The sequence below is a fragment of the Hymenobacter sublimis genome (assembly GCF_023101345.1).
In the GTDB taxonomy this organism is placed as follows: domain Bacteria; phylum Bacteroidota; class Bacteroidia; order Cytophagales; family Hymenobacteraceae; genus Hymenobacter; species Hymenobacter sublimis.
On the sequence record NZ_CP095848.1, the window covers coordinates 2,467,468 to 2,479,963 of the forward strand.

The window sequence follows — 12,496 nt, forward strand, 5'->3', positions numbered from 1 at the left end:
TTTTACTCCTCGCCTGAAATGCGCTACTTGGTTTTGGTTGCGTGCTTGCTCATGAGCCTGCTGGCTCCCTGGCATAGCCGTGCCCAAAACGTAGCCCCTACTCAGCCCCGGACTACCCGTATCTTGTTCGTGCTCGACGCGTCGGGTTCGATGCGGGCACCCTGGGAAGGGCAGCAGCGCTGGGACGTGGCCAAGAACCTGCTCTCGAAGATGGTGGACTCGCTCAATGCCTACCCCAACCTGGAGCTAGCCTTGCGCGCCTACGGGCATCAGCACGAGAACAAGGAAAACAACTGCGAGGACTCGAAGCTAGAGGTGGCCTTCGCGCCCAAAAACGCGGGGGCCATTAAAGCGCGGCTGAAAACCATTGAGCCCAAAGGCAACACGCCCATTACGTACTCGCTTTTGCAGTCGGCCCAGGACTTTCCAGTTGACCGTACGGCGCGTAACGTATTGATTCTGATTACCGACGGCCTGGAATCCTGCAAGGGCGACCCGTGTGCCACGGCCCTAGCGTTGCAGCGCAAGCACGTATTTCTAAAGCCGTTCGTAATTGGCATTGGGGCCGAGCGGGAGTTTGGCAAGCAGCTGGAATGCCTGGGGCAGTACTACAACGCGGCCGATGTGAAGACCTTTCGCACCATCCTCAACGATGTAGTGGCCCAGACTCTGGCCAAAACCACAGTGGCCGTCAACCTGACCGATGAGGCCGGCCGGCCAGTAGAGTCGAATGTGAACATGACCTTCCTGAACAACGTCACGGAGCAGCCGGAGTACAACTACGTGCACTACCGCGACGCCCAGGGCAAACCCGACGTGCTCGACATCGACGCCCTGCAGAGCTACGATTTGGTCATTAACACGGTGCCGCCGGTACGCCAGCAGAACCTGCCCATTCGGCCCGGCAAGGCCAATGTGCTCACGTACAAAACGCCTCAGGGCACCCTCTGGCTCCAAAATCCCGGCCTCTCGCCCAACCCCTACGGTACGGTGCAGGCGGTAGTGCGGGCCCAGGGCAACCCGGCTACAGTGGTGGCCCTACCATTCGGGAGCCGGCAAAAGCTGCTGGCCGGCAATTACGAGGTGGAGCTGCTGACCCTACCCCGCCAGATCCGGCGCATCTCGGTGAAGCAGGGCCAGGAAACGCCCGTAACCTACGAAGCGCCCGGCATCCTGAACATCGTGTCGGACCTGAAGGGCTACGGCAGCATCTACCGGCTCAATAACGACGAGTCGCAGACGTGGGTGTACAACCTGCCCGACGGGGGTAGCAGCAAGATTAACCTCCCGATGCAGCCGGGGGCGTACCGCTTGGTGTTTCGCACCAAAACTGCCACCGGCAGCAAGTTCACCGATGTCCGCAACTTCACCATCCGGCCGGGCCAAACCAGCTCGGTCAGCATTTTCGGGAGATGAGAAATACTGCACCAGTGAAGAAGATAAACGAGAACGGTCATGCAGAGCGCAGCGAAGCATCTCGCGTGCTGACGCCTGCAACGACGCCATGCGAGATGCTTCGCTGCGCTCTGCATGACGTTATGCCAGGGGCAGTTCAACACTTACGGAAAAAAGGCTACGCAACCTTACCCGACATCTACTCCCCGGTAGAGGTAGCAGCTCTGCTCGAAACCATCGAGGCAGCAGAAGCCACTTCATCCAACTTCCGGCGTAGCCAGGACGTGTTTGCCATTCGCAACCTGCTGGGCGAGATTCCGCAGCTACGGGAGCAACTCCTGACGCCCCGGCTGCGGGAAGTGCTGGCGGCGCTGTTTCCGAATGCTACTCCCCACCTCACCAAAGCTATTTACTTTGATAAGCCAGCCGGCTCTAACTGGCTGGTGGCCTGGCACCAAGACGTGATGATTAGCGTGGACCGACGGCTGAATTTGCTCGGCTACGGCCCCTGGAGCAGCAAAGGCGACGAGGTAACGGTACGGCCTCCCCACGCCATTCTGGAAAGCATTATCACCCTACGCCTTCACCTCGACGACTGCGACGAAACCAACGGCGCCCTGCGCGTGGTGCCCGGCTCCCACCGCCACGGCGTCATCTTGAATGAGGAGCATTCTAGCTATACGCCCCAGGCGGTTACCTGCCCTGTGCCAGCCGGCGGCCTGATGCTCATGCAGCCCCTTACCCTGCACGCTTCCAACCGCAGCACCAGCCCCCACCCGCGCCGTGTGATTCATCTGGAATTCAGCACCGCTGAACTACCCAATGGATTGCAGTGGCGGGAGCGGCTGGAATTGCACCCCACTAAAGAACGTCATTCCGAGCCTGCGAGGAATCTCGCGTGCTGATGTTGAATCACTACCACAACGTCAACACGCGAGATGCTTCGGCTGCGCCTCTGCATGACGTTCTTCTAAACCAAAAATAAGACCCTAAGTCCCTAAGACCCCAAGTTCCTACCTTATGAAAGACTTTCCCTACACCGAATCCAAGGATACCCGCAGCGGCTTTGGCGCGGGCCTGCAAGAGTTGGGCAAAACCAACCCCAACGTGGTAGCGCTCTGCGCCGACCTCATTGGCTCGCTCAAGATGGATGCCTTCATCAAGGACAACCCCGACCGGTTCTTCCAGGTGGGCATTGCCGAAGCCAACATGATGGGCCTGGCCGCCGGCCTTACCATCGGGGGCAAAATTCCCTTCACGGGCACTTTCGCCAACTTCAGCACCGGCCGCGTCTACGACCAGATTCGGCAGAGCATTGCCTACTCGGGCAAGAACGTGAAGATCTGCGCTTCGCATGCGGGCCTGACGTTGGGCGAAGACGGGGCGACTCACCAGATTCTGGAGGACATCGGCATGATGAAGATGCTGCCCCACATGACCGTCATCAACCCCTGCGACTACAACCAGACCAAAGCCGCTACCATCGCCATTGCCGACTACGAAGGCCCGGTGTACCTGCGCTTTGGCCGCCCGGTAGTGCCCAACTTCACCCCCGCCGACCAGCAGTTTGAGGTAGGCAAAGGCATTGTGCTCAATGAAGGCACCGACGTAAGCATTTTCGCAACCGGCCACTTGGTGTGGAAGGCCATCCTGGCGGGTAAGCTCCTGGCCGAGAAAGGCATCAATGCCGAAATCATTAACATCCACACCATCAAGCCGCTAGACGCTGAGCTGGTGCTGCAATCGGCGCGCAAGACGCGCTGCGTGGTAACGGCTGAGGAGCACCAGATGAACGGCGGCCTCGGCGACTCCATCGCCCAGCTGCTCATCCGCGAGGAGCCCCTGCCCCTGGAAATGGTAGCCGTCAACGACTCCTTCGGCGAGTCGGGCACGCCAGACCAGCTGATGGAGAAATACGGCCTCAACGAGCAGGCCATTGTGGCCGCCGTGGAGAAAGTAATGGCCCGCCGGAAGTAAGCTTCCAGCCCCAGCTAAAGAACCCCGCCCCGGTTGCTCTGGTAGCAGCCGGGGCGGTGGCGTGTTGGGCAGCCTATCATTTGCTTTAGAAGTGAGCTGCGCTTAACAGTTGTCATTCCGAACGCAGTGAGGAATCTGGGTTAGCCCCTGGAGTTCGACCTAGATTCCTTCTTCGTCGGAATGACAAGAAACCTTTACCGAATTGCCAAACGTAGCCTAGGGGCTGTGAATAGGGAGTGTGCACACATTAACATAATAGCACTTCATGCTGAGCGGAGTCGAAGCATCTCTACTGCTTCGCCCTCACGATAGAGTTAGCCAGAGGTAGAGATGCTTCGACTCCGCTCAGCATGACGACCTAACTGGTGTGAGCATTCATTTAGCAGAACTCTCCACACGGCCTAGAACACCTGTCCGATACCAAAGAACAGCAGCTGGTCTTCTTAGGAGCGGCCGTAGTCCAGGAACACGATGGTGGACAGGTTCCAGGCGACGCGGGCACCCATGCCGTAGGAGGTCTTGATGTCGCGGAAGCTCAGGTCCTGCCAGCGGTTGCGCACGGTGCCGGCATCAAAGAAGGGCGCCACGCCCAGCCCGAAGTTCTGCTTGCCCAGCTTCACATCGGCCAGGCGCACGCGCAGCTCGGCGTTGGTAAAGGCCACCGTGCGGGCCAGAAAGCGGTTTTGGCGGTACCCGCGCAAGGACTGCCGCCCGCCCAGCGCGTTGATGCTACCATCGGGGCTCCACTGGTCCTGGAACTCAAAAAACGGCGCTTCGCGGCCGAAAATAGTGCCCGCCGCCGCCCGGCCCGCCAGCACGGTACGTTTGCCAAAGGGTAGCTTCTGGTAGGCCCGCCCTTGCAGGAACACCTTGTTGAAGTTGAACTGCGAGCCAATAAGCTTATTTGAAAACTCGTTGGCCGCTTCAAAATACCGGCCTCTCGTAGGATCGGGGTCAAAGTCGCGGGTGTCGTAAATAAGGGCGGTTTGCATCAAGGACACCCACCCTCCGTTGAGGCCGAAAATTCGCCCCTGCTCGAAGTCCCGCTCTAGCAGCGACTTGCCGTTGGGCGCCTTCTCGGCGTTGCCGGTGGCCGGATTGGTGGCTTCGGTGCGCGTGCCGGTAAAGGTTTTGTACTGCAGATTCTGCAACTCGTAGCCGCCCATTACCCGCCACCGGCCTTTGCCCAGGGCGTAGTCGGCTTTGAGGTTGAGCATAAACTCGGTTTCGCGGAAGCGGTTCGACAGCGCGTCGCTGACGAAGGAGGCCTCCCCGGCCTGGCCGGGCCGCAGTTGCTTGCGGGCCGCGTTGTAGGCAGCGTAGGTAGCAAATGTTCTGGCCGGTTCCGAGGGTAGCCGCAGCTGGCCCAGCGTGGCTTCATCAAGGCCGAAATACAGGTTGGCGGGGTTTTGCTGGGCCTTGAAGTCGACCCGAAACCGCCAGCGCGAGCCCCGGTAGTAGGGCACATCAGCCGACAAAGACAGCTCGCGGGCATTGGTGGTGTAATAGGCTACGTTGGCCTTGAGGTGAGCCAGGTAGGGCGTGTAGGCGAACAGGGGATTGGCACGAGTGCCGTTCCAGTACACATTGGATTTGATGCCCACCCCGAAGCCCGTCACGGGGTCCGAGGAGAGGTCGGGCAGGCCGGTGACGAACCTACCCTCCCGCTTCTTGGCCAAGTCGGCGTCCGACATGCGCTTGGAGCGGATAAAGGACAGGCTGTCGGGCTGTTGGGCCCAGGCAGTAAGGCCCAGGCCCTGCAACAGTAGCACCAGAACTATGTGGCGGGGTGGTTTCATTTTGTAAAGTGTAGTCAGACAGCTCAACGCTAAGGCAACGGGCTGCTACAACGCACTCCAGCCCGCAGTTGTTACCCAGCGTAACCATGGCCGCTTGCAACTCATGTCCAGCCTTCCCACGACAAGCACCACCTCGGCTAATGAAAGGCAAGGCTGTTTCCTTACGTAGGCCATCCTACAGCGGCGGAGCCGAAGCAGGCCACTTTTTGCTACCTAGTAACAGCTCCAGGTAATTCGGACGTCTAGTGTCGCAGGTGGGCCCACCGCTGGGGTAGTATGGCATCCAGGTACAGCCATTGATGCCGGTTAGGGAAGGTGTACTCCTGGTAGCAAGCCAGAAAGGCCTCCGTTTCGTGGTAAACCTCCCGCAGCCCTTCGGCCGGGCCGTCGGCAGCCCGCTCGTAGTCGGCGGCCAGGCCGTAAATCCAGCCTACTTCCCGGTCCGACTCTACAAGCGTGCGTAAGCGGTAGACCGCTCGAATAGCCCGGCCCAACGGCCAGGCGCCCGTTGCCAGCCGCTGCTGCAGCCACCCCAACACCGGGCGCACCGAAAACGACTCGCCCTGACAAGCCCGCGCCAAGTAGGGAGCCACTTGCGCCCTGCCCGTGCGCAGGTGGCGGTATAATTCCAGAAAGAACTTATCCAGAGCACCCTCGCCCAACAGAACTTCATCAACCCACTCGCTTAAATCAGCCAGCGTTAGCAGCTCCAGCTGCAGGCCCAGCTGGGCGTAGAAGGCTGCTTCGGGCACGGCCACTCCTTGAAATTCGGCGTCCAGGTGCATAACGATAGGGCGCCTCAGCAGAAGTAGCGCATCCTACTCCTACGCACCAAAAGCGGTTGGGTAGCTTGACGACGGCCAGTTTTTAGCCTGCTACTACTCTAGAATCAGACCAGCAAGCTAAGCCGTTGCTACTCCAGAACCAGACCAGCAGGCTAAGCCGCTACGTGTTTTGCTCCGGCGCCCGGGCAGGAATGTCGGCGCTCAGAATTTCATGCTTGAAGATGGAGCTTTTTATCAGGCGGGCCTGCTGGCCCGCCTGATCAGCCTGCGTGAAAAACGTATCGGCAGTGGGTTGCTCCCCATTTTTGGCGAAGTATTTACCCAGGTGCTGCAACAACATCTTGCTTTCTTCTAGCCCGCGCATGGACTGGTAGAGCATACTTTCCACCGACTCCGACAGCTCCGAGAGTAAGGCGCTGATGGTGTAGGCGTGGCCAGTGTGGCAGCGGTACCGAATCAGGTTGCCTTCAATCAGCTGGGTGAGGGCACCGTGGCAGTCTGGACAAGTAAAGGGGGTTAGCTCGCCCTGCTGAATGATGCCGAGCTCAAAAGCATTGTCATTTTTGGCAATGGAAAATTCTATTTCTAGCAGGTCCCGCGTGGCTTTGGCTACGCGGGGGCTAGCACTTGCGGGCTCCGCAGTCAGGCGCACCAGCAGGGCCGAAAGCTCGGCTAGCGGCACCACATGGTCAGCCGTTACAAACTCCAGCGCATTCAGGGGCATGAAGGGAGCGGCGGCATCTTCCGGGGCCTGCACCACCGTCACTCCCCCCAGGCGCTGAATGCTCCACAGCCCGGAGGTGCCATCGTCGAGGTAGCCTGTGAGCACCACCCCAATCACGCGCGGACCGTAGCCGTAAGCCGCCGAGCGAAACAGGGCATCAATGGAGGGCCGAAACCGGTTTTCTTTTGGGCCGCTTTTTACCAGCACTTTGTCTTGCTCTATGAGGAGGTGCTGGTCGGGTGGGGCCACGTAAATAACTCCGGGGCGCATCTGCTCCCCGTCGCGGGGGTGTTTGGCGGGCAGGGCCGACTCTCGGCTGAGCAGCTCCGGCAACAGGCTGGGGGCGTAGGGCGCAACGTGCTGCACCACAAAAATGGACGCCGGAAAGTCGTGGGGCAGGGTGCGTACCAGCTCAAGTAGCGCCTGGATGCCACCGGTGGAAGCCCCAATTACTACAATATCTCGAACCGGCGAAGTGGCGGAGTCGGCTTTTTTGGCAGAAGGCATTCAGTATGAACTATTTCTGGGCGAGAACTGAACCTCTATCTACCATCACCTACCAACTGCGTGCTTGAGGAGCCTTACTAAGCGGGAGAAGTTCCGGACAGGTTCTAACGTTTTACTACGCGAAATCTGCTGCTCAGTTTATGTTGAGCCCTTTCGGCGGGGGGCAAGGGCCTACCCCACGGCCCGGCCCCGGGTGCCAAGAGTGCCCCAACTCCGCGGGCCAGGCTACCGCCCAAAAACCTAGCTGCTGCGGAAAGCCGCCCCAGTTATCTGCGTAGCACGCCTAGAAGCTGAGCCAGCGCCGTGTATACTTGCGGACACTTTGAGGAAACCATTTTCCTCCCTGAGTATGCGTCCTTCTTTTCTGCTGTTTTCTGCGGGCCTACTGCTGACCCTTAGTGCTTCCGCGGCCCACGCCCAGCAACCCGACACCACCCTGATTCGCTACTCCGGGCAACTGGCCGGCCAGTACACTTCCGGCGGGGTCAACCGAACGCTCTTTTCTACTAATCACTCGGTTACGTTTCTGCGGGGGCTGCACTTTGGGGCTCCGGTTACGGGAAGCTTTATTTTCGGCAAGCAGGACCGGCTACTAAAGGAGCGGGAATGGCTGCTGAACACAACCCCTTACTACTGGAAAGGCCGGTTCCGCTTCTACGGCATCGGGGGCTACGAGCGGAGCAACCTGCGCGGCATTGATAACCGCTTTCAGGTGGGGGCCGGACCCGGCTGGGCCTTCTACTCCGATTCCCTGGGCCGGGAGGTAGCCGTCAGCAACCTGCTCATTCGGGAATCGACGTACTTTCAGGATGGCTCTACGCGCTTTGTTTCGCGCAATTCCACGCGCCTAAAAGCGGCGTATTCCTACCGCGTCTTCAGCCTGAACTCCATTACCTTCTACCAACCCAACCTCCAGAACTTTCAGGATTACCGCGTTACGCAACAGTCAACGCTGGCGCTACGCTTCACGCCCCGCTTCGCCATCAGCAGCACCTACTCCTACACCTTTGAGCGGCGCGTGCTGGAAGGCAAACCCACCGACAACACCAACGTGACGGTGGGCGTGACCTACAGCACCAAGTAGCGCGGCTACGGGCTACTTCTTACGCGGCTGAAATTGCCCTAAGTAAGCCAGGGCCGCCTGTTCCGTTCTGATTTCAGTGGCGGAGAGGTAGCTTAGGAAAGGATACAACTGCTGTTTGAACACGACCAAATCGGGGTGGCGACCGTGCAGGATTTCGAGTTGGGTAATGGCCCCCTTTGTGAGTAGCTGGCGGGCGTACGTGCGCGGCACCTGCTGCTCGGTTAGCCAAGTAGCCAGGCCGGTGGCCACTATTGGGTCGGGGGTAGTGAGCCCCACCACTAGTTCAGGCATGAGGCGGGCCCACTCTGCAGTGGTAGGCGGGTGGTAGCGGTAGTAGCCGCGCAGCAGTTGCATCACTTGAACGCCGGCGCTAGCATCGCGCAGAAACGGGAGTAGCTGCTGGGCCTGAACCGCGGATTGCAGCCGGCTGGCAGCCTGGGCCACGGCTTTTTTGCGCACGGTGTCAGCAGTAGCATAACAGAGGGCAGCCACGGCCTGCTCAAAGGTGGGGCCGACTTGGCGCTGCAGTTGCTGCAGGGCGGCCTCATAGCGGGCCTGGTTTAGCCGGGGCGCTTTCCGGCGCAGGGCGCGCACCGCGGCGGTGTCTGGCATCCGGACCGCCGGTAGGCTTTTGAAAGCCACCTGAAACTCTGGCGTATGAAGCTGGCGCATTTGCCAAGCGGCATTCAACTGACTGATAACTTGGGCATCAGCTTGCGTCTGGGCCCGGCACGGCGGCGTTGGTTGCGAGCGGAGTGTAACCAACATAATGGTCGGCAAAACGATAACCTTAGCATCGGGGTAGCCCAGGGGTCTGATGGCCGCCATGCAAACTGTTTCTTTGCGGCGGTTTAGCTCAGCCACGAAATCTGTCGTGGATGTGCCGGCCGGCAAGCCCCATATCTCAACTTCCTCTGGCTTTATTTGCCCAACGGCGCGGGTAGTACACGCGACAATACAACACAGTAACAGTACAACATGACGTTTCATAGTCTTTATCTATCTAATCTACCTATTTGAAAAACAGCTTCCTACCTCTTCTATCCACCGCCCGGCAGCAATATATTCCTTTCCTGCGTTAAACCTGCCGGCGCCTACTGCCTCTAACCTAGCAACTACCCCGCCCTAACCCGCTCCCCTGCGCCCCTTGGAAGACCAGGAGATACTACTCAAGTTTCGTGACCCGGCCTCCCGCAACGTGGCCTTTAACCAGCTGGTGCGCAAGTATCAGCAAAAGGTGTACTGGCACGTGCGCAAGATGGTAGTCGACCATGATGATGCCGATGATTTAACCCAGGATGTATTCATCAAAGTGTGGAACCACCTGGAGAATTTCCGACAGGACGCCTCGCTCTATACCTGGATTTACCGCATTGCAACCAATGAGTGCCTTAGCTGGCTGCAAAGCAAACGCCGCCGGTTTTTCCTGCCCCTCCACGACGTAGGCGCCGAGCTAACCGCCAAGCTGGAGGCCGATGAGAGCCTGGCCGGCGACGAAGTGGAGCGCAGGCTCCAGAAAGCCATTCTGCGCCTACCCGACAAACAGCGGCTGGTGTTTAACCTGCGCTACTACGATGAAATGCCCTACGAGCAGATGGCCGAGGTAACTGGCACATCCGTAGGCGCCCTGAAGGCCTCGTACCACCACGCGGCCAAGAAAATTGAGCAGTACGTTAACCAGCAGTCACCTAACGATTAAACCCGCTGCCCCCCGGGGCCTCTAACCGATATGAACACTCCTTTTCGTCTGGACGAACACCGGCGCCGGCCCCAGCCCCCGCTTTCGGCGCCCCCGGACCGCTACTTTGAGCAACTGCCGCTACGGGTGATGCAGCGCGTGCAAGCGGCCGATCCGGCGGGCCCGCTTGCCTGGGGCTGGCTGGCCGCCCTAACCGGGCCCGTGCGCACCGCCCTGGCCTCTGGGGTAGTGCTGGGAGGCTTTGCAGCCTGCTTCTGGCTGAGTTCCGCGCCCTCTGCGCCCGTATCCGCCACTGATTCTCTGGCCCGGGTGCCGCGCCACGAAATGGTGCAGTACCTACTGGCCAGCGACCAGCGCCTGTCCCTGACAGACTTGGCCGAGCTGCCCGCCGCTACCCCGGAGGTGCCCGCCGAGGAGTACTTGCACGCTTCCCCCGCCGAGGTGCAGGACGTGCTGGACGCGCAGCCCACCGAGGACATTTACCTCTAAGTCTTACCTTTTGCGCCTACTTCGCTTTTCTCCCATGAAATATTTTCTGCGTAGCGTTCTGGTGGTGCTGGTACTGGCCGTGGCCTCTGCCACGGCCTTTGCCCAGGCCGGCCGGCCGGACCGGCTAAGCCAACTGGAAAACGCCAAGATTGCCTACATCACCGATAAGATTGCCCTGACCCAAGACCAGGCCCAGAAGTTCTGGCCCGTCTATAACGACTTCAGCGACAAGCGCCGGGAGCTGAACCGCCGGCTGCGCCAACTGCGCATTACGGCCCCCGATGCCCTCACCGACCAGCAAATCAAGGACAACCTAACCCAGGCCATGGACCTGCGCGAGCAGGAAGTAAAGCTGGAGAAAGACTACTTCACCAAGTTTCAGAAGCTGCTCAGCATCCGGCAGGTAGGCAAGCTCTACATGGCCGAGCGCGACTTTACTCGCGAGGTCATTAAGCGCGTAGCCGACCGGCGCGGGGCCCGTACCCTCTCCCCCGCCTCCCGCTCCGACGAGTAAGGCCCCTTTCCTTTCCTTCCTTTCCTTCGCGCGAAAAGCGGCTGCCCTGGCAGTCGCTTTTTTTGTGGCCACCGGCAGGGTTCAGTGAAGTTCACCCCAACACGTGGGGTAGTTCGTTGGCGAGGGGCTCCCTTGGCCCGGTCGGCAAACTTCGGCCTCCGCCGTACCTTTGCGGCCCGCAGCTGTTTTCCTCGTATGCTTACTCCCCGCCAGCTATTCCTGCGCCACCAGGCCCAGACTTCCGATTTTCCTTTGCTGCTCGAAATTGAGCGTGCCGAAGGTGTGTACATGTACGATGCCGCAGGCCAGCGCTACCTCGATTTAATTTCCGGTATTGGCGTCAGCAACGTGGGCCACCGCCACCCGCGCGTACTCCAGGCCATTCAGAATCAGCTCGATAAGTACCTGCACCTGATGGTGTACGGAGAGGTAGTACAGGCCCCGCCGGCCCAGCTCGCCGAAGCCCTGCACCACACCCTGCCGGCCCACCTCGACAATGTGTACTTCACCAACTCCGGCACTGAGGCCGTAGAAGGCGCCCTAAAACTGGCCAAGCGCCATACCGGCCGCACGGGCTTGCTGTCCAGCTACAGCGCCTACCACGGCTCTACCCACGGGGCCCTGAGCATCACCGGCTCCGAAGGCTTCAAAAACGCCTTCCGTCCTTTGCTACCCGATGTGCGCCACTTCCGCCACAACAACTTCGAGGACCTCCAGCTAATCGACGAGCACACGGCCGCCGTGGTCATTGAAACGGTGCAGGGTGAGGCCGGCGTGCGGGTGCCCGCCCCCGGCTACCTGCCGGCCCTGCGCCAACGCTGCACTGAGGTTGGTGCCCTGCTTATTCTTGACGAGATTCAGTGCGGCTTCGGGCGTACCGGCACGTTCTGGGCCTTTGAGCAGTTCGGCATTGAGCCCGATATTTTGCTCACGGCCAAGGGCATGGGCGGCGGCATGCCCATTGGGGCCTTTATTTCTTCCCAAGAAATTATGGCCGGTTTTAAAACCAATCCTATTCTGGGGCACTGCACTACGTTTGGGGGCCATCCGGTGTCGTGCGCGGCCTCCTTGGCTACGCTGCGGGTGATTCAGGAGGAGAATTTGCTGGCCGGCGTGGCCGAAAAGGCGGCCCGTTTCCGCCGGCAGTTGGTTCATCCGGCCATTCGGGAGGTGCGGGGCTGGGGGCTACTGATGGCGGTGGAATTTGACTCTTTCGAAGTGCTTAAGCCCATCATCGACCACGCCCTCTGGCAGGAGCGCATCCTCACCGACTGGTTCCTGTTCTGCGACAATTCCCTGCGCATCGCCCCACCGCTAACCATCACCGACGCCCAAATTGACGAGGCTTGCGCCGCGCTGCTACGCGCCATTGATACAGTAGTGCAGTAACCCGCCGGCCAAACAAGGCACCATACGCATCTGGACAAATGCCGCAGATGCTAGCCCGAACAGAACCTCACCCCGGTTAAGCAGCGCAGCCCTTGGTGTCATCACGGATACCAAGGGCTGCGCTGCTTAACCGG

General features: G+C 59.9%; 12 protein-coding genes. 8 read left to right on the forward strand and 4 right to left on the reverse strand.

Features of this window, described 5'->3' with window-relative positions; genetic code table 11:
• Window positions 1–18: 18 nt before the first annotated feature.
• From MWH26_RS10300 to MWH26_RS10310, 3 genes are all read left to right on the forward strand, one after another.
• Complete coding sequence (locus MWH26_RS10300; protein WP_247974205.1) at window positions 19–1,416, forward strand: vWA domain-containing protein; 1,398 nt, start codon at window positions 19–21, stop codon at window positions 1,414–1,416.
• Window positions 1,417–1,538: 122 nt separating this feature from the next.
• The gene (locus MWH26_RS10305) at window positions 1,539–2,300 is read left to right on the forward strand and encodes a phytanoyl-CoA dioxygenase family protein (protein ID WP_247974206.1); all 762 of its coding nucleotides are present in this window, start codon (window positions 1,539–1,541) and stop codon (window positions 2,298–2,300) included.
• Window positions 2,301–2,415: 115 nt separating this feature from the next.
• Window positions 2,416–3,372, forward strand: coding sequence for a transketolase family protein (locus tag MWH26_RS10310; protein WP_247974207.1), 957 nt, complete (start codon window positions 2,416–2,418; stop codon window positions 3,370–3,372).
• A gap of 443 nt (window positions 3,373–3,815) precedes the next feature.
• On the opposite strand, the gene omp85 is transcribed toward MWH26_RS10310, so the two are convergent.
• The 3 genes from omp85 to MWH26_RS10325 all read right to left on the reverse strand — a co-directional run bounded on the left by omp85 (window position 3,816) and on the right by MWH26_RS10325 (window position 7,187).
• Complete coding sequence (gene omp85 / locus MWH26_RS10315; RefSeq protein ID WP_247974208.1) at window positions 3,816–5,171, reverse strand: Omp85 family outer membrane protein; 1,356 nt, start codon at window positions 5,169–5,171, stop codon at window positions 3,816–3,818.
• Between the two features lie 242 nt (window positions 5,172–5,413).
• Complete coding sequence (locus tag MWH26_RS10320; protein WP_247974209.1) at window positions 5,414–5,956, reverse strand: hypothetical protein; 543 nt, start codon at window positions 5,954–5,956, stop codon at window positions 5,414–5,416.
• A gap of 160 nt (window positions 5,957–6,116) precedes the next feature.
• Window positions 6,117–7,187: a chemotaxis protein CheB gene (locus MWH26_RS10325; RefSeq protein WP_247974210.1), complete on the reverse strand. Its 1,071-nt coding sequence runs from the start codon at window positions 7,185–7,187 to the stop codon at window positions 6,117–6,119.
• A gap of 349 nt (window positions 7,188–7,536) precedes the next feature.
• Here MWH26_RS10325 and MWH26_RS10330 point away from each other — a divergent pair, with 349 nt between their 5' ends.
• Window positions 7,537–8,271 (forward strand): DUF481 domain-containing protein, encoded by a 735-nt coding sequence (locus tag MWH26_RS10330; RefSeq protein ID WP_247974211.1) that lies wholly within the window; start codon window positions 7,537–7,539, stop codon window positions 8,269–8,271.
• A gap of 12 nt (window positions 8,272–8,283) precedes the next feature.
• On the opposite strand, the gene MWH26_RS10335 is transcribed toward MWH26_RS10330, so the two are convergent.
• Window positions 8,284–9,135 carry a hypothetical protein gene (locus tag MWH26_RS10335; protein WP_247974212.1) on the reverse strand — a complete coding sequence of 284 codons (852 nt, stop codon included), beginning with the start codon at window positions 9,133–9,135 and terminating at the stop codon, window positions 8,284–8,286.
• Window positions 9,136–9,418: 283 nt separating this feature from the next.
• On the opposite strand from MWH26_RS10335, the gene MWH26_RS10340 reads away from it, so the two are divergent.
• The 4 genes from MWH26_RS10340 (at window position 9,419) to MWH26_RS10355 (ending at window position 12,362) form a co-directional block, all read left to right on the forward strand.
• A complete protein-coding gene (locus MWH26_RS10340) occupies window positions 9,419–9,970 on the forward strand; it encodes an RNA polymerase sigma factor (RefSeq protein ID WP_244696541.1) in 552 nt (183 codons plus the stop codon).
• Window positions 9,971–10,000: 30 nt separating this feature from the next.
• A complete protein-coding gene (locus MWH26_RS10345) occupies window positions 10,001–10,459 on the forward strand; it encodes a hypothetical protein (RefSeq protein ID WP_247974213.1) in 459 nt (152 codons plus the stop codon).
• 34 nt (window positions 10,460–10,493) lie between these two features.
• On the forward strand, window positions 10,494–10,973 hold the full coding sequence (locus MWH26_RS10350) for a hypothetical protein (RefSeq protein WP_247974214.1): 480 nt from the start codon (window positions 10,494–10,496) through the stop codon (window positions 10,971–10,973).
• A 195-nt stretch (window positions 10,974–11,168) separates the two neighbouring features.
• Window positions 11,169–12,362: an aspartate aminotransferase family protein gene (locus tag MWH26_RS10355; RefSeq protein ID WP_247974215.1), complete on the forward strand. Its 1,194-nt coding sequence runs from the start codon at window positions 11,169–11,171 to the stop codon at window positions 12,360–12,362.
• The last annotated feature ends 134 nt before the right edge of the window (window positions 12,363–12,496 follow it).